This is a genomic window from Ferdinandcohnia sp. GQ5, from assembly GCF_059759275.1.
The window spans coordinates 143,313-160,045 of the sequence record NZ_JCAXEW010000003.1; the positions used below are offsets into that span (position 1 = coordinate 143,313).

Here is a 16,733-nt window from a genome sequence, read left to right on the forward strand (position 1 = left end):
ATGAAAAACTCACTTAGAGATAAAATCATTGAAACTGAAGGTACAGTTTTTCCTTCTAAAACATATACATCAATGGTGCTTGAACCAGCTTATAATGAGGCAAAACATCAATTGCTTGATTCAATGATTGAAATTCACAATGCCCATTTAATCATGTTAGTCGAACAGGGGCTTGTAGGAAAAGAAGAGGCAAAAAAAATTGCTATGGCAGTTTCCCACCTTGATCAAGATGAAATTCAAAAGAGAAGCTATACAGGCGAATTTGAGGATTTATTTTTTGAAGTTGAGCATGCATTGATTGAAGATGCAGGCGACATTGCAGGAAACCTTCATATTGCTCGGAGCCGCAATGATATGGGGATCGCCATCTATCGAATGACATTACGTAAAAAGCTTCTTCCTTTAATAGAAAAGGCTTTAAAACTCCGCGAAGCTCTTATCGAAATGACCGATGAACATAAAGAAACAATTATGATTGGGTACACACACACGCAACAGGCGCAACCAACAACATTAGCCCATTATTTAAATGCAATGACCGATATGTTAACTCGTGATATAGTTCGACTTCAAGCTGCTTATAAAACCGTAAACCGCAGCAGTATGGGGGCAGCAGCACTCACAACTTCTGGTTTTGCAATTAACAGAGAACGGATGAAGGATTTACTAGGTTTTGAGGATATGATTGATAATGCCTGGGATGCTGTCGCAGGTGCCGACTATATCGCAGAAACAGCGTCTGCTGTTCAATTATCAGCCTTGAATCTCGGACGGTCTATGCAAGATTTCTTATTATGGGGAACACAGGAATATGGCGCTTTTCTTCTTTCTGCTCCATATGTACAGATCAGCTCAATCATGCCGCAAAAACGAAACCCTGTTTCGATTGAACACATGAGAGCACTCTTATCCAGTGTAGCGGGTGATTGTCAAACAGTCTTATTAATGGTTCATAACACACCATTCGGAGATATTGTCGATACTGAAGATGACATGCAGCCATACATCTGGAAAGCCATTGAAAGACTCGGCGGCATTTATGAGTTGTTGACTTCTGTCTTACTTACAATGGAAGTTAATAAAGAAACACTTCTAAAACGAGCAAGTGAAAGCTTTGCGAATGTAACGGAATTAGCGGATACAATTGTACGCAGTGATGGACTATCTTTCCGCAAAGCACATCATGTTGTAAGTTCTACAGTTAAAGAGCTTACAAATCAAGGAAAAAAATCGTTAGAATCATTAACAATAGACTTATTAAATGAGCAATCTAGAAAGATAGTTGGCAAGGAATCTACCTTAACAGCAGAAGAATTAAAGCAAGTGTTAAGTCCAGAGTATTTTGTTAAAATCCGCGATTTAGAGGGTGGACCAAGTCCAAGTAGAATGGAAAAAACAATCAAAACACGGTTAACTGAACAAGAAGAACTTTCAGCTTGGTTAGATGAAAAACGGGAACATCTTAACAAATCCGCTGCTAAAGTTTCAAGCTTCATAACAGATTGGACTGGAGCCAATGAATAAGAATACCATCGAACTGCTTGCGGTCGATGGGGGTGGAACAAAAACACTTGCGGTCCTAGTTAATGCAAATGGAACCATCCTTGGTGAAGGAAAAGCTGGTGCCACAAATTATCATGTAGTAGGGGCTATCAGAGTAAAAGATGCACTAGAAAAAGCCATTCTTGCTGCCTTTAAGGATGCAGGGATTGATCCGAGTAGTGTCGTGAAAAAAGCTGTATTTGCGCTTGCAGGAATCGATACGGTTAATGATGAAAAAGAAGTCTCCAGAGTTGTAAAGGAAACGGTTAACGGCTTGCCAATTAAGATTGAGAGATTACAAGTAGAAAATGATTGTCTTGCTGCCCTTTTAGGCTCGACCCAAAACAATGCTGGCGTTCTCTTAATTGCTGGAACAGGCTCTATCGTTTTTGCTCATGATGGCAATAATCGTATTGTCCGTTCCGGTGGTTGGGGACACCGATTTGGCGATGAAGGGAGTGGTTATTGGATTGGCAAACAAGCCATTGAATCCGTTCTGAAAATGCAAGATGGCCGTGGAGAAGATACACTGTTAGCCGAGTTAGTATTAGAGAAATTTGATTTTACAAAAATTGAAGAACTTTATAATTGGGCTTACAGTGATGCATATTCAGTTGATGACGTGGGGGCACTTGCAACCACAGTCGATGTTGCATTTCGTATGGGGGATCCAGTAAGTCAACGGATATTAGAGCGTGCTGTAGAGGAATTGCTGCTTCTCGTATATACTGCAATTGAAAATGCAGGCATTCATCAGAACGAATTTGATTTGATTTTACAAGGTGGCGTTTTTCAACATAACCACTACATAAAAAATCAAGTTCGTAACAGGGTTCAGCTTAGTTTTCCAAAAGCAAACATGATAACTACAACTGAAGAACCCATTCAAAGCATAATCAAGCGTGGCTTGAAGTTGAAATAGGTTTCCCCCCATTAAATGTCCTCTTTCGAACTACCAGTTAGGCAGTTCGAAAGAGGACATTTTAAATATTTCACTCACAATAAACTAAAAAAGCTGATTTAGTGCTGAAATATGTAGAATGGGTCTGTATACAAACAGAAATGTTTACGGAACCATCTAGAGTGTTTAAACTATAAAAGTCGTCATTTTTGAACTCTGGATGGTGTTATTGATGTTAAAAGCTTATTCTTGGCTAACTTTTTGCGTAGTAGTATGGGGCAGCAATTTTATATTTGGAAAAATTTTAGTATTAGATTTTTCACCAGCGCTATTAACGATGTTAAGGCTTTTGTTTATTGTTATTTTTTTGATTGGATTAACCTTATTTAAAAAACACTTTAAACTGTTAAGAAAAACAGATTTTCTCTCTGTTTTTTTTCTAGGGGTAATCGGCGTATTTATAAACCAATGGTCTTTTTTTAAAGGATTGCAAACAGCTGATCCAACCACATCTGCGTTAATTTTAGCAACTACGCCCATTTTAACAAGTATATTAGCTGCCATATTTTTAAAAGAGAAATTAACAAAGCGGATGTTCATAGGGTCGATTGTTGCTATCATAGGTATTTACTTTGTTGTAACAAAAGGAACTTTTTCAACAATTCAAATAGACAAAGGCCTTGTTTGGATTGTTGTAACGATGATAACATTTGCGATTATGATTATTATGACAAGGCTTTTATCCAACAGAACAGACCCACTGACTATTACGTTATATTCAAATTTAGTCGGACTATTTGTAGCAATTCCGTTTGCTTTTTTACTGGACTCACCTTTACGAATAGGCCAAGACTTTTCTGATTGGGCTTTATTGATCGGTACGGCCGTTGTGGTACATGGTATCGCTAATCTGATTTGGAATAATTATATAAGATTTGTCGATGCCTCAAAGGCATCCATTTTATCAAATCTAGAACCATTTGTAGCTATGATAATGGGATTAATAGTTTTATACAAACCAATAACTGGTGCAGAAATGGTGGGATCACTTTTTATAGTCGGTGGAGTCCTATTATCAACGTATCAGAGAAAAATGCCAGCAACGTCCGAAGCGAGTTGATATCTGATTTCTTACACGGCTATAAGGACCCCCTTCTTGTAAAAAAAGGGGTCCATATTACTTTAAGATTCGTCTGTTGTTTGTGCTTGAAGTGTAGATTGGGCTTGACTTATTAGTGTTTGAATTTGAGCAATCTCCTGTGAAGCTGATTTTAAAGCTTCGTTTGCTAAAATTTGGTTTGCGGCTGACTGTTCAATTGCCGAAGTAATCATGTCCTTTGCAATTGAAGCTTGAGCTTCTGCTTGTTTTAATTTATTTGTATCAAGTTGATTTGCCATTTTACCGCCTCCTACATTTTTTTGTTGAAATGACAACGGTAATATTTTACCTAAATCGATTTTTTATATTGATTGAATTAATTGTCAAAATAAATTCAGTAAAGAGCGGGAATATTAAGTTTTCAAACGCTCATTTTTGGAATGAATCTAGCTGTAGCTGTAAAAGACTTTCCTAATCCTTCTAACGATTCCTAATTTATGATAAAAATATATCCCCTCTTATTTCTAAGTAAGAGGGGAGGCATGAGTAGGGAATTTAACATTCTATATTTTGGGAATTATGGTAGACTCCCAGTGTATTACTTCTTTTTTATAGTCTAATAAAATTTTTCTGAATTCCTGTATCGGGATCTCCATTTTAATTGTCATATTGATAAGTTCATCCTCTGCTTTATTATTTTCCTGATTTGACAGTTCTATTACCATATCGGAATCAGGGGACAACTCAGGCTTCTCCCTCACATCAGAAGTAATTTCTTTCTGAACATTAATTGATTCGCTATACAAAATTTCCCACTGCTCAAATAATTGTTGAGCTGTTTGATATTCATCAATGTCCGCTTTCCTATTCGTCTGTAATTTCTCTTTCAATTCACTACATGATTCTTCCCACTCTTCTAAACTCTTCAAATCAAATAATTTTGAAAACCTTGGTTTCATCCTTTCCCAGTGAAAATAAATGTTATTACACCATTCCAATAACTCTTCATGGTATTGTTTTTCTTCCACAATGTCCATATAATTCCATCTCCCTGTCCTTTACTTAAATATCCAAAAAAACGGCGCGAGCAGTAGGTGAAACATCGACTATTAAATGGTTTTATTAAAATATCTCATTTAGTGATTTCACTAATTTGATAAACACAATTTCATCATATGTTCCACTATTGTCCTATGACTAGACGTTTTACCCAAACATACATACCGTGAAATTAGAGTTACATTTTATAATCATTATTTGTCAGATTCCATGTGCACAGACTAGTAGTTAATCCACCAGCAAATATGGTTATAGCTGAAAGTAAGAATGTATCACTAGAAACTAATATCCCCCCAAGACAAATTACAAAAATGTCTATAATTAGAATGATTATCCCTACATTCATTTTCACGATATCTGAAATGAATTGGGCTAATAAATCTGTCCCGCCAGTACTTGTTTCAAAGCGAAGCATAATTCCAATACCAAAACCAATCAAGATACCACCTGTAAATGAGCTAAGGATAGGTGAAATATGTAAACGGAGTTGATTTAAGTTATGAAACAGGTCAATGAAAAAGGAAGAAAGAAACATACCGTGTAAACTATTAAAAAAATAAGAGCGATACTTAAACCAAGAGATAATAAAGATAGGAATACTTAATATCATGATCGTGAAACCAGCATTGGTATGAAATAAATAACTGATAATTAGACCTAAACCAATAATCCCACCGTCTAAAACCCTGTTTGGTATTAAAAAAGTATTGATTCCGATTGCAATTGTTATACTGCCTATAAGGATAGCAGCTGCTTTTATAAAAAATGACATCGAATAAGAACTCTCCTGTCTAAATGGACATATACTATTTATATGCAAAAAATATACCATTATGGACAACTTTTATAACCAGTATCTAGGTATTTTTTTCCTTTAATATCCACAGAATAGAACAGGAGAGAGATATTCTGTTGAGGAGGGGTATTCTAATGAAAAAAATAATATTCTATATGATTGTATTGAGCATTGCAGCAATCCTAAGCGCATGTAATCAAAACGATCAGACTAATACACCTGATGAGAATGAACGGGTGAATGAAACAGAGGAACAAATTGATAACAACAATGATGAAGCGACTCAGGAAGAAGAAAATACTGAAGTAGATGAAGATGAGCAAGGTACCGAAAATAGTGTAACACCGACAAATGAAGAAAAAGTCTACCAGAACAAAATCTTTAAAGATGTAAAAGTGTCTGAGACGGATAATGAATTCGTGTTTACTGGTAAAGCTCAAGTATTTGAAGGCGTTTTTGATTATGCAGTTTATGATGGTGAGGAAAAGCTAGTAGAAAACAACTATCAAACAGTAGGTGCACCATCTTGGGGTGACTTTGAAATCTCGATTGAGAAAGAATTAATAGCAAATGCAAAAAATGAAGCCAGATTTGAACTGTTTGTTTATTCCGCTAAAGATGGTTCGAAAGAGAATGTATTAACGATACCACTGACAAATAAATAGAGAACCCGAAAGCTGACTCGATGCAGAGTCAGCTTTTTTATATAAATGCTCAATCTTGCGGACATTACGTTAGCCTTTCCGCTAATTTCCGAAAAATGCACCTTCCGATTCCTCTAATTTACGGTAGATAGCTTTTTCCTAAAAGCACTATAATTAATATGAAAATTATAAAAATTATGATTTCTGTATGAAAAATTTACATATCGGAGGGCGTGTCATGAAATTTAACCAAATTGGCGTAATTGGTTCAGGAACTATGGGAGGGGCAATTGCTCATCAAGCAGCAATTTGCGGATTCGAGGTAGTGCTAGTAGATGTCGACCAAAGATTTCTAGATAGTGCACAAGCACGCATGGAAAAATTGATGGATCGTTCCATAAGCAAAGGGAAATTAACCGAAGATGATAAATCAGCAATTCTTTCAAGAATAAAACTAACGACTAACATGTCTGATGTGAGAGACTGTGATGCCGTCATCGAAGCTATCATTGAAGATATAGATGCGAAAAAGGAAATATTTAAGCAGTTGGATGAAATTTTAATGCCTAATTCATTGATTGCATCCAATACTTCCTCAATGTCGATCACTGAACTTGCGAGTGTTACAAACAGACCTGATCAAGTAGCGGGAATGCATTTTTTCAATCCACCACAGGTAATGAAATTAGTAGAAGTTATTAGAGGCTATAGAACGAGTGATGAAACTGTAAACGTATTCAAAGAGTTGGCCATCGCGATGAAAAAAGAGCCAATTGAAGTAAAGAAAGATGTACCAGGATTTATTGTCAATCGAATCATGATTCCTCAATTTATTGAAGCAATCCGCTTAGTGGAAGAAGGAGTTGCAACTCCAGAAGACATTGATAAGGCAGTTACATTAGGGCTGAATTACCCAATGGGACCGTTTACCCTTCAAGACTATGCTGGGGTCGATATTGGGCTTCATGTTATGGATTATTTTTACGAAGAATTCAAGGATCAACGATTTGCAGCACCACTTACATTGCGTAATTTAGTTCGCGCAGGCCGAGTTGGGAAGAAAGCTGGTGCAGGCTGGTACGACTATAAGAATTAAATAATAGAAAGGTTGTGTTACGTCACAATGGATACAGTTCAATATCTTTCAAATGATAAACATATCGGGATTGTCTATTTAAATCGTCCTCCATACAATCCGTTAAGTAGCCAAGTATATAATGAGTTATACACTCTATTCGAGGAACTTGAAAAGGATTCAGAGGTTCGCGCCATTATACTTACAGGAAAAGGCGACCGCGCTTTTGCCGCAGGTGCTGATATCAATGAAATGGTCAACTTAAATGGAGCTGACATGATGGAGATGTCAAGAATCTCTCGTCTTGCATATGACAAAGTTGAATCTATTTCAAAGCCGGTAATTGCTGCGGTAAATGGGCTTGCTTTAGGTGGCGGATGTGAATTAGCACTTGCCTGTGATTTCCGAATCGGTTCACCAACGACAAAATTTGGATTGCCTGAAATTAATTTAGGCATTATCCCTGGTGGGGGTGGAACGCAACGTCTTCCACGTTTAATCGGTCAAGCCAAAGCGAAAGAATTGCTCTATTTCGGTGAAATGATTGATGCTGAAAAAGCACTTGAAGTGGGCTTAGTCAATAAGGTAGTAGAATCAGAACGTGTACTAGAAGAAGCGATTGAATGGGCTGAAAAATTAGCCCAAAAACCACGGATTGCAATGAAAATGCTAAAGACTTCGATTAACCGAGGGACAGAGGTGAATTTACAGGCAGCCTTGGACCTTGAAACTGCTTGTTTCGGAAATGCCTTTGCAAGTGAAGATCGTGTTGAAGGAATGAAATCTTTTGTAGAAAAGAGAAAGCCACAATTTGTTGGAAGGTAAGGTGAAGTATATTGAGCAAAGAAATTGTTGTCATTGATGGTGCACGTACTGCTTTTACAGAATTCGGGGGCTCATTTCGTGATGTATCGGCGATCGACCTTGCCGTGCATACAGCAAAGGAAGCAATGCGTAGGTCATCAATCCAGCCGGAAGAAGTGGATCAAGTAGTAATCGGAAATGTTATTCAATCCAGTACTGACGCAATTTATATGGCAAGGCATGTCGGGTTAAAATCAGGCATTCCTGAGCATGTGCCTGGATTAACCGTCAATCGACTTTGTGGCTCAGGTTTACAAGCTATCGTAAACGCTGCGCAATCTATTAAACTAGGAGAATCCAATGTTAGCATTGCGGGTGGTACAGAAAATATGAGCCAGGTTCCACATGTTGTTCGTGGGGCTAGATGGGGCTTACCACTTGGAAAAGCACCAATGGAGGATTACCTCTGGGAAGCTCTCTATGATCCATATGGGAAATGCTCGATGGCCATTACAGCGGAAAACCTTGCTGAAAAATATGAGATTTCAAGAGAACAGATTGATGAGTTTGCCTCACTAAGTCACAAGCGTGCTTTAACAGCTCAAGAAAAAGGCATTTTTGAAAAGGAAATTATACCGGTAACGGTGAAAGTAAGAAAAAGTCAAAAGGTAATTGATCAAGATGAACATCCTCGTGATACGCCGGTTGATGTGTTAAATCGATTACCGGCTAGATTTAAAGAAGACGGTGTCGTTACGGCTGGAAATGCAAGTGGCATCAATGACGGTGCAGCAACGATGGTAGTTACTTCTAGTGACTATGCCCAAAAGCGGGATTTAAAACCATTAGCGAGATTGGTTTCATGGGGAATTGTTGGCGTTGAGCCAAAATATATGGGAATCGGACCTGCTCCAGCCATTCGTCAAGCATTAGAGCGAGTTAATATGAGAGTAGAGGACTTGGATTTAATTGAAATCAATGAAGCGTTTGCTGCTCAATACCTAGCATGCCAAAAGGAATTAGGTTTTGATCCAAGCATTGGGAATGTTAATGGTGGTGCGGTTGCATTAGGTCATCCACTTGGAGCGAGTGGTGCAAGAATCAGTTTATCGCTCATTTACGAGCTTAAGAGAAGAAATAAAAAATACGGTGCATCTGCATTATGTATTGGTGGAGGCCAAGGAATCGCGGCAATTTGGGAAGTCTTGTAGAGTTAAACAGTCGGGGCTCAGTCCCGACTGACTAAGGAAATTTTAGTTATTGGGGTGAATTACATGAAAAAAGAATTAAGCAAACTTAGTGTTTCGGAACTTTTAGAAAACGTTTGCAAAAAGGATCCTCATCACGAAGTTTCATACGATGGTTATACACGGCTGTCCTATCAGGAGTTATGGGAGAAATCTCTTAATCTAGCAGCCTCACTACAAGAAATCGGCATTACAAAGGGAGATAAAATTGCGGTTTGCTTACCAAATTGGAATGAATTTGTCGTAATTTATATGGCTGTCTCTCATCTTGGAGGCATCATCGTTCCTTTCAATACTCGTTACCGACAAGATGAAGTTGAGTACATTTTACGGAATTCTGAAGCTAAGATTGCCTTTTTTACCGAAGAATTTGGTGGAGTCAAGCATTATGAACAATTTACGGTAGCTATCCAGCATGTCACAAATCTTGAAAGACTCATTACAGTTCGGTGCGTGAAAGATGGCCATATGAGTTATGAGCAATTACTTGAAAGAGTTGACGATCATCCTTTTTCCCCTGTCCCAATCGATTCGGAGAATGATATTTTCTGTATCTTGTATACTTCAGGTTCAACCGGAGCACCAAAAGGGGCGATGCTTACCCATAGTAATTTTGTGAACACCGCGATTATTACCGCTGAAGAGATGAAGTGTACCGAAGAGGATGTCTTTTATGTAGCTGTACCACTTTTCCACGTATTTGGTATGGTGCCAAGCATTCTAAGTACGATTGCTGTAGGAGCACGAATGGTTTTGGCAGAAAAATATAATGCCAAAGAAGCGTTAGAAACCACTCAAAACGAAAGGATCACCGTTAAGCATGGGGTACCAACGATGTTTATTTTAGAGCTGAATCATGCTGAGTTCAAAAATTATGACATGTCTTCTTTAAGAACAGGTATTATCGCAGCGGCCCCATGTCCTGTTGAAATAGTGAAACGCATCCGTACAGACATGGGCTGTGATATCGTGGTTTGCTATGGATTAAGTGAGACATCACCAACCCTTACGATGACTGCTTTTGATGATGACGACCAAATTCGTGCCGAAACAGTTGGAAAGGTACTGCCAGGTGCCGAAGTGAAAATAGTTAACGAATTTAAGGAAGATGTTGGTCTTAATGAGGTTGGAGAAATAGCTTGTCGTGGTTTCGGGATCATGAAGGGTTACTATAATATGCCTGAAAAAACGAGGGAAGCATTGGATGAGGATGGCTGGTTTTATTCCGGTGACCTCGGAACATTAGACGAGCAAGGAAATCTAAGAATTGTTGGACGAAAAAAAGAAATGATCATTCGTGGTGGCTACAATATTTACCCAAGAGAAGTAGAGGAAGTTTTCTATACACACCCGGATGTAATGGAAGTGGCCATCGTTGGACTCCCTGACACGGTATTAGGGGAAATTTCTTGTGCTTGCGTAAAAATCAAACCAAATACTTCACCAAGTGTTGAGGAACTTTTGGAGTTCATAAGACCAAAAGTTGCTGACTATAAAGTCCCAGATAAGTTACTGATTATAGATGAGTTTCCGATGACAGCAAGCGGGAAAATTAGAAAAATATCACTTCAGGATCAAGTAAAAGAAAAATTGGGGGCCGAATTAAGATGAGAAAAAAATCTTGGGTGTGGTCATTTCTGGTCATTTGTTTAAGTTTATTTGTTATCGCAGGCTGCAGTGGAGGTTCAAAACAAACTGATGGAGAAAACAGTGGAGGCGATGCTAAGCCGAGTGGGGAATCCTCAGATACGATTAAAATCGGTGTCATCGTTGCAGATACTGGTCCAGCATCTGCGTTAGGTAAACCTGAGGCAGACGTTGCTAGATTACTAAACAAACAACTAAAAGATAAAGATTTTAATGGGAAAAAGGTTGAGCTTATCATCGAGGATTATGAAACAGATGATACAAATGCCGTTGTACTTATGAAAAAAATGATTTCAGAACATAATGTTACGGCTGTTGTAGGAGGAACTCAAACCAGTACGAGTGTGGCATTGATGGGTGTAGCTGCTGAAAATAAAATTCCGATTGTTGCGCTTGGTGTACTGAATGATGACCAATTAAATGAATACACGGTTCAAGCGCCTCAAAGCAACGAAACAGTACTTCAAAATGTAATTGATTATTTAAAAGATAACAATATTAATAGCGTTGCTTGGATCAATGCAAGGGACGGTTTCGGTCAAACTGGACTTCCTGTCTTTGAAGGGATGGCAAAAGAAAATGGTATTGAAATTGTTGCAAAGGAAGATTTTGATGCTGAAGCTACTGATATGACTGTCCAGTTAACGAAAATAAAGCCTAAAAATCCAGGTGCTATCATTATTTGGTCACGTCCTCCTGGAGCAGGGATTATTGCGAAAAACTACTCACAATTAGGCATTGATGTTCCAATGATCCAAAGCCATGCTGTAAGTAATCAAGGTTTCTTAGATCAAGTTGGAGCAGATGGGGTTGGAGTATTGGTGCTTGGAAGTAAATTAAATGTTCTTGATTCATTAGAAGATAACGAACAAACTCAGCTCTTTAAAGACTTTGCTGAACCATTTATGGAAGAGTACGATTATAATCCAGGTCCATTTGGCGGCTATGCGTATGATGGGATTCAAATGGTATTGCAAGCTATTTCCGAAGGTAATACCGATTCCGAATCTATTAAGAAATATTTAGAAACAATCTCTTATAAAGGTGTTACAGGAACATATAATCTTTCACCAGAAAATCGTAATGGTGTTGAGGGTGATGGTATGGCCATCCTTAAGGTTGGGGAGAACGGCTGGAAATTAGAATAGAATCTTAGATAATCAATTGAAGCATGTATGATGTGAGTCATGCATGCTTTCTGAGTTCTTTGATAAAGGAGGGTTACGATGGATGCTGTTATTCAGTATTTGATTACAGGTTTAACGACTGGAAGTATCTATGCATTAATCGCAATCGGGTTCGTAACAATTTACAATGTGACAGGCATTATTAATTTCGCTCAGGGTGAATTCGCAATGCTTGGAGCGATGTTTTGCATCACTTTTTCAAGTCTAGGCTTGCCGATTTATGTTGCTATTCTGTTAGCCGTTTTGTGTACAGCATTGATCGGATTTGCTGTTGAGAAACTCGCAATTGCTCCAACGAAAAATGCAAGTTTTATAAACTTAATCATCATAACAGTAGGTTTATCCATGGTTCTTAAAGCAATCGGATTATTTGCTTGGGGGACGTATCCAAAGTCTCTACCTGCATTTTCAGCCAACAATCCGATTCAAATTATGGGAGCTGTACTAATGCCACAGAGCATCTGGGTCATATGTACGCTATTTTTCTTACTAGCACTTCTTTATATCTTCTTTGAAAAAACAATTACCGGATCTGCGTTAAAAGCCTGTGTTGTAAATCCAGTAGCTGCAAGGCTAATGGGCATCAATACCTCTTCCATGTCTACATTGGCATTTGTTTTAAGTGCGGCTGTAGGAGCGATTGCTGGGATTGTCATTGCCCCTGTAACAGGTGCAACTTATGATATGGGATTAATGCTTGGATTAAAAGGTTTTATGGCTATGATTATCGGAGGAATGACGAAGGTTCCGGCGGTAGTAATTGCAGGCTTCTTAATTGGTATTATCGAATCTTTTTCAGCAGGATATATATCCACTTCATACAGCGATGCGATAAGTTTTGGAATTCTATTACTTGTTCTATTTATTGCACCAAATGGAATTATGTCAAAAGTTATTGGGAATCGCGTGTGAGGAGAGGGGGATTGAAACATGTTGTATCCTAGTCGGACAAAACCATTGATTGTCATGCTTTCCACGATAATCGTACTTCCATTATTATTCAATAATTCTTATATGTTAAGTCTATTTATCCTGATTGGAATATATAGCATGGTTACAATTGGATTAAGTCTGCTTATGGGGTATGCAGGCCAAATATCACTTGGGCATGCTGCTTTCTTTGGATTAGGTGCTTATTTTACAGGAGTTTTAACGACAAGTTATCAAATGTCTTCATGGATTGCACTCATTGTTGGGGTACTAGTGACAGGTCTTCTAGCATTTGTTATTGGAATTCCTATATTAAAATTGAAAGAACATTTCTTAGCATTCGCAACTATTGGTGTCAATGTTATTGTATTTATTCTTTTGCTAGGGCTAACCGACATTACCAAGGGTGCTGCTGGTTTATCTGGAATCCCAAAATTAAATCTTTTTGGGTTTGTTTTACAACAAGAGTTGAGCTTCTACTATTTTATTTGGGGAATTGTTGTTTTAATCGTCATCGTTTCCCTTAATATTGTACATTCCCATGTTGGAAGGGTGTTAAGAGGCATTCATGATAGTGAGATTGCAACAAAGTCATTAGGAATTAACGTTGCAAAGTTTAAACTTCATATTTTTGTATTAAGTGCAATTTTTGCAGCAGTTGCAGGAAGTATGTATGCTCATTTTATGAATTTTATTACACCATCTACCTTTCACATATTAGTCTCGATACAATTTCTAGTAATGGTAGTAGTAGGCGGTTCCCAATCTATTTGGGGTGCAATAGCAGGTGCTTTTTTAATGACGATGCTCGGTGAATGGGTGAAGGATTATCTTCCATTGTTATTTGATGTAAGTGGAGAAGTCGAAATTATTGTGTATGGCCTCGTCTTAATCCTAGTCGTTATGTTTATGCCAAAAGGACTTATCCCAACAGGTGCCAGTCTTTACAAACGGGTTAAGGAGAAAGTTCGACCTGTAACAAGAAAGGAGGACGTTGTCGTAAATGAAAACAATCATCCTGCAGATTAATCATTTAACGAAACGATTCGGAGGAATTGTGGCAGTAAACGATGTCTCTTTCACAATGAATCAAGGAGAAATACTCGCTGTTATTGGTCCGAATGGTGCTGGGAAAACAACGTTATTTAATATGATCTCATCTGTTCTGCCTAGTACTAGTGGTGAGGTCTGGTTTTTGGGGGAAAAGTTAAATGGGTCACCGATTCATAGTTTAGCTTCTAAAGGAATTACTCGTACGTTTCAAAACCTTCAAATTTTTGACAACATGACTGTTCTTGAAAACGTAATGCTCGGTGTTCACCCTCAAATGAAAACGAATGTTTTTCTTACGGCATTAAGAACCAAGGCGGTAAATAAAGATGATGAAATGGCAAAACAGCTTGCTGAAGAAGCTTTGGAAAAGGTAGGCATACTTGATCAAGCAGACCAAATTGCAGGAAATCTACCATATGGACTGCAAAAACTTTTAGAAATTGCACGTGCAATCGTTTCGAAACCAAAGCTTGTATTACTTGATGAGCCAATGGCTGGGCTTAATGACGGAGAAGCGGCAAAAGTTGCAGATATCCTACTCGACATGAAACAAGAAGGCTATTCATTTCTCTTTGTGGAACATGACATGAATACAGTCATGAAAATTGCAGATAAAATTGTTGTAATTGACTTTGGAAATAAGATTGCTGAAGGAACACCAGAAGAGATTAAGAAAAACCCAAAGGTAATAGCTGCTTATTTAGGGGAGGAAGTATTATGATACTCCGCACAACCAATCTTACTACCTATCATGGTAGAGTTAAAGGAATCGATGGAATCAATCTAGTAGTGAAACCTGGAGAAATCATATCGATCATCGGAGCGAATGGAGCAGGAAAAAGCACTTTGCTCGGAACGATTTCGGGTATCTACAAGCCAACTGAAGGTGAAGTCTTTTATAATGATATATCTTTAACGGGCGTGAAATCTCATAAAGTAGTCGAACAAGGAATTTCTCTTGTCCCTGAAGGGCGTCAAATCTTTTCAAATCTAACGGTCAAGGAAAATTTGGTTCTTGGAATGTATTTTAAATACCGAAAAGAAAAACAGATTATTACTGCAAAGATAGACCGAATGATTGAGATGTTTCCAGGATTACAGAAGCATATGAATAGTATTGCAGGAACATTAAGTGGAGGAGAACAGCAAATGTTAGCCATTGCAAGGGCGTTAATGTCTGATCCAAAAGTGATCCTTCTAGATGAGCCTTCAATGGGATTAGCGCCTTTAATCGTAAAAGAAATCCTTGATATTATGAAGCAAATAAGGGATGAGTTTGGTGCAATGGTGATCTTAGTTGAACAAAATGTAAAAGCAGCCCTAAGTGTTGCTGATCGAGCATATGTGATGGACCGAGGCAAATTTGTCCTTGAAGGCAGAGCAGATGAATTAATCCAAAATCCACTCGTTCAATCCACATATTTAGGTTATACAGAGAAAGTCATATAATGTGTGTTAAAAAGGAGGATGAAAAGGACTGCGTCGATAATTAGTCGAAGTTCCTATACATTATGTCATTTTCACCGGACTTTTTTGACAACCTCATATAAAAGGGTGATAAAAGTGAGCTTTATCGTAACAGACGAACATCAAACAATTAGAAGCTTTGCACGTGACATCGCAAAAAATGAAATTACACCTTTTGCAAGACAGTATGATGAGGAAGAAGAATTTCCACTAGAAATTTTAAGAAGACTACATGAGGTAGGATTATCCAACCTAGCCATTCCAGAGGAATATGGAGGGCCGGGTATTGATAAGCTCTCACATGCTTTAATCGTTGAAGAAATTGCAAGAGCATGTGCGAGTGTTGCCACAAGCATAGAAGCAAACTCACTTTCTTCATACCCAATTCTAGTGGGTGGAAGTGAAGAGCTAAAGAGAAAATATCTGCCCCAACTCACTAGGGAAGGAAAGTTTGCTTCGTTTGCCTTGACTGAACCAGGTGCAGGGAGTGATGTTAGCTCTTTAAAGACGACCGCCATCAGAAGGGGTGAGGAATACATCATAAATGGAGAAAAATGTTTTATTACGAATGCAAGCTATGCTGACTTTTTTGTTGTGTTAACCAATGTAAAAGATAGTGGTTTTACAGCATTTGTCGTAGATCAAGATTCAGAAGGGTTACAGGTAGGTGTCAAAGAGAAAAAGCTTGGCTTACGAGCCTCAAATACAGCATCTGTCATTTTCGAAGACGTACGTGTTCCAGCATCGAATCGAATCGGTGCAGAAGGTGCCGGCTTAAAAATCTTTTTACAAGGGCTCATGAATGCTAGACCGATGGTAGGAGCTCAATCAGTAGGAATTGCTCAAGCTGCCTATGAAGATGCCCTTTCTTATTCGAAGGATCGAACTCAATTCGGAAAACCGATTTCAAATCTACAGGCGATCCAATTCATGCTTGCGGATATGGCGATGAATATTGAAGCGGCAAGGCTCCTTGTTCATCAAGCTGTCCAGTTTTTACAATCGGGTACTCCATCCATCAAGCATGCTTCCTTTGCAAAATGTTTTGCATCTGATACAGCAATGAAAGTAGCAACAGATGCCGTACAAATTTTTGGAGGCTATGGATTTATTCGTGATTACCCAGTCGAGAAGTATTTTAGGGATGCAAAAATCATGCAAATATATGAAGGAACGAATCAAATTCAGAGAGTTGTTATCGCTAAAGAAATACTTAAATAGGCCTTTCTATATAAAATGCACGCTTTAAGAAGGAATTCGAAATCTAAAGTGGAATGTATAT

Annotated in this window: 17 protein-coding genes; 14 read left to right on the forward strand and 3 right to left on the reverse strand. The window is 38.2% G+C overall.

Annotation, left to right across the window (positions count from 1 at the left end):
• From argH to AC6CHV_RS04960, 3 genes are all read left to right on the forward strand, one after another.
• Positions 1-1,524, forward strand: a complete 1,524-nt coding sequence (gene argH, locus AC6CHV_RS04950) for an argininosuccinate lyase (protein WP_121446312.1) — start codon at positions 1-3, stop codon at positions 1,522-1,524.
• Positions 1,517-2,464 carry a BadF/BadG/BcrA/BcrD ATPase family protein gene (locus tag AC6CHV_RS04955; RefSeq protein WP_498078252.1) on the forward strand — a complete coding sequence of 316 codons (948 nt, stop codon included), beginning with the start codon at positions 1,517-1,519 and terminating at the stop codon, positions 2,462-2,464. Before argH ends, AC6CHV_RS04955 begins: the two co-directional genes overlap by 8 nt.
• A gap of 211 nt (positions 2,465-2,675) precedes the next feature.
• A complete protein-coding gene (locus tag AC6CHV_RS04960; protein ID WP_498078253.1) occupies positions 2,676-3,563 on the forward strand; it encodes an EamA family transporter in 888 nt (295 codons plus the stop codon).
• Between the two features lie 62 nt (positions 3,564-3,625).
• Here AC6CHV_RS04960 and AC6CHV_RS04965 read toward each other — a convergent pair whose 3' ends face one another.
• The 3 genes from AC6CHV_RS04965 to AC6CHV_RS04975 all read right to left on the reverse strand — a co-directional run bounded on the left by AC6CHV_RS04965 (position 3,626) and on the right by AC6CHV_RS04975 (position 5,373).
• Positions 3,626-3,841, reverse strand: coding sequence for a hypothetical protein (locus AC6CHV_RS04965; RefSeq protein WP_099361602.1), 216 nt, complete (start codon positions 3,839-3,841; stop codon positions 3,626-3,628).
• A 264-nt stretch (positions 3,842-4,105) separates the two neighbouring features.
• Positions 4,106-4,579: a hypothetical protein gene (locus tag AC6CHV_RS04970; protein WP_498078254.1), complete on the reverse strand. Its 474-nt coding sequence runs from the start codon at positions 4,577-4,579 to the stop codon at positions 4,106-4,108.
• Positions 4,580-4,779: 200 nt separating this feature from the next.
• Complete coding sequence (locus AC6CHV_RS04975; protein WP_121446308.1) at positions 4,780-5,373, reverse strand: YitT family protein; 594 nt, start codon at positions 5,371-5,373, stop codon at positions 4,780-4,782.
• 158 nt (positions 5,374-5,531) lie between these two features.
• Between AC6CHV_RS04975 and AC6CHV_RS04980 the strand changes: the two genes are divergently transcribed.
• The 11 genes from AC6CHV_RS04980 to AC6CHV_RS05030 all read left to right on the forward strand — a co-directional run bounded on the left by AC6CHV_RS04980 (position 5,532) and on the right by AC6CHV_RS05030 (position 16,672).
• On the forward strand, positions 5,532-6,062 hold the full coding sequence (locus AC6CHV_RS04980; protein ID WP_121446307.1) for a Gmad2 immunoglobulin-like domain-containing protein: 531 nt from the start codon (positions 5,532-5,534) through the stop codon (positions 6,060-6,062).
• A 217-nt stretch (positions 6,063-6,279) separates the two neighbouring features.
• Positions 6,280-7,137: a 3-hydroxyacyl-CoA dehydrogenase family protein gene (locus AC6CHV_RS04985; protein WP_121446306.1), complete on the forward strand. Its 858-nt coding sequence runs from the start codon at positions 6,280-6,282 to the stop codon at positions 7,135-7,137.
• 27 nt (positions 7,138-7,164) lie between these two features.
• The gene (locus tag AC6CHV_RS04990; protein WP_121446305.1) at positions 7,165-7,941 is read left to right on the forward strand and encodes an enoyl-CoA hydratase-related protein; all 777 of its coding nucleotides are present in this window, start codon (positions 7,165-7,167) and stop codon (positions 7,939-7,941) included.
• Between the two features lie 11 nt (positions 7,942-7,952).
• Positions 7,953-9,131 (forward strand): acetyl-CoA C-acetyltransferase, encoded by a 1,179-nt coding sequence (locus AC6CHV_RS04995; RefSeq protein ID WP_121446304.1) that lies wholly within the window; start codon positions 7,953-7,955, stop codon positions 9,129-9,131.
• Between the two features lie 63 nt (positions 9,132-9,194).
• Positions 9,195-10,778, forward strand: coding sequence for an AMP-binding protein (locus AC6CHV_RS05000; protein WP_498078255.1), 1,584 nt, complete (start codon positions 9,195-9,197; stop codon positions 10,776-10,778).
• A complete protein-coding gene (locus AC6CHV_RS05005; RefSeq protein WP_498078256.1) occupies positions 10,775-11,962 on the forward strand; it encodes an ABC transporter substrate-binding protein in 1,188 nt (395 codons plus the stop codon). The genes AC6CHV_RS05000 and AC6CHV_RS05005 overlap by 4 nt, the downstream gene beginning before the upstream one ends.
• Positions 11,963-12,040: 78 nt before the next feature.
• A complete protein-coding gene (locus AC6CHV_RS05010) occupies positions 12,041-12,913 on the forward strand; it encodes a branched-chain amino acid ABC transporter permease (protein WP_341330409.1) in 873 nt (290 codons plus the stop codon).
• Between the two features lie 18 nt (positions 12,914-12,931).
• Positions 12,932-13,960, forward strand: coding sequence for a branched-chain amino acid ABC transporter permease (locus AC6CHV_RS05015; RefSeq protein WP_341330410.1), 1,029 nt, complete (start codon positions 12,932-12,934; stop codon positions 13,958-13,960).
• Positions 13,935-14,705, forward strand: coding sequence for an ABC transporter ATP-binding protein (locus AC6CHV_RS05020; protein WP_121446299.1), 771 nt, complete (start codon positions 13,935-13,937; stop codon positions 14,703-14,705). Before AC6CHV_RS05015 ends, AC6CHV_RS05020 begins: the two co-directional genes overlap by 26 nt.
• On the forward strand, positions 14,705-15,433 hold the full coding sequence (locus AC6CHV_RS05025) for an ATP-binding cassette domain-containing protein (protein ID WP_498078314.1): 729 nt from the start codon (positions 14,705-14,707) through the stop codon (positions 15,431-15,433). The genes AC6CHV_RS05020 and AC6CHV_RS05025 overlap by 1 nt, the downstream gene beginning before the upstream one ends.
• Positions 15,434-15,547: 114 nt before the next feature.
• Complete coding sequence (locus tag AC6CHV_RS05030; RefSeq protein WP_498078257.1) at positions 15,548-16,672, forward strand: acyl-CoA dehydrogenase family protein; 1,125 nt, start codon at positions 15,548-15,550, stop codon at positions 16,670-16,672.
• The last annotated feature ends 61 nt before the right edge of the window (positions 16,673-16,733 follow it).

Excerpts from the sequence above, each read along its gene's own strand:
- AC6CHV_RS05000 (WP_498078255.1), top strand. The coding sequence starts at position 9,195 with ATGAAAAAAGAATTAAGCAAACTTAGTGTTTCGGAACTTTTAGAAAAC.
- AC6CHV_RS04980 (WP_121446307.1), top strand. The coding sequence starts at position 5,532 with ATGAAAAAAATAATATTCTATATGATTGTATTGAGCATTGCAGCAATC.
- AC6CHV_RS04975 (WP_121446308.1), bottom strand. The coding sequence starts at position 5,373 with ATGTCATTTTTTATAAAAGCAGCTGCTATCCTTATAGGCAGTATAACA.
- AC6CHV_RS04985 (WP_121446306.1), top strand. The coding sequence starts at position 6,280 with ATGAAATTTAACCAAATTGGCGTAATTGGTTCAGGAACTATGGGAGGG.
- AC6CHV_RS04955 (WP_498078252.1), top strand. The coding sequence starts at position 1,517 with ATGAATAAGAATACCATCGAACTGCTTGCGGTCGATGGGGGTGGAACA.
- AC6CHV_RS04970 (WP_498078254.1), bottom strand. The coding sequence starts at position 4,579 with ATGGACATTGTGGAAGAAAAACAATACCATGAAGAGTTATTGGAATGG.
- argH (WP_121446312.1), top strand. The coding sequence starts at position 1 with ATGAAAAACTCACTTAGAGATAAAATCATTGAAACTGAAGGTACAGTT.
- AC6CHV_RS04960 (WP_498078253.1), top strand. The coding sequence starts at position 2,676 with ATGTTAAAAGCTTATTCTTGGCTAACTTTTTGCGTAGTAGTATGGGGC.
- AC6CHV_RS04990 (WP_121446305.1), top strand. The coding sequence starts at position 7,165 with ATGGATACAGTTCAATATCTTTCAAATGATAAACATATCGGGATTGTC.
- AC6CHV_RS04965 (WP_099361602.1), bottom strand. The coding sequence starts at position 3,841 with ATGGCAAATCAACTTGATACAAATAAATTAAAACAAGCAGAAGCTCAA.
- AC6CHV_RS05015 (WP_341330410.1), top strand. The coding sequence starts at position 12,932 with ATGTTGTATCCTAGTCGGACAAAACCATTGATTGTCATGCTTTCCACG.
- AC6CHV_RS05005 (WP_498078256.1), top strand. The coding sequence starts at position 10,775 with ATGAGAAAAAAATCTTGGGTGTGGTCATTTCTGGTCATTTGTTTAAGT.
- AC6CHV_RS05020 (WP_121446299.1), top strand. The coding sequence starts at position 13,935 with ATGAAAACAATCATCCTGCAGATTAATCATTTAACGAAACGATTCGGA.
- AC6CHV_RS05010 (WP_341330409.1), top strand. The coding sequence starts at position 12,041 with ATGGATGCTGTTATTCAGTATTTGATTACAGGTTTAACGACTGGAAGT.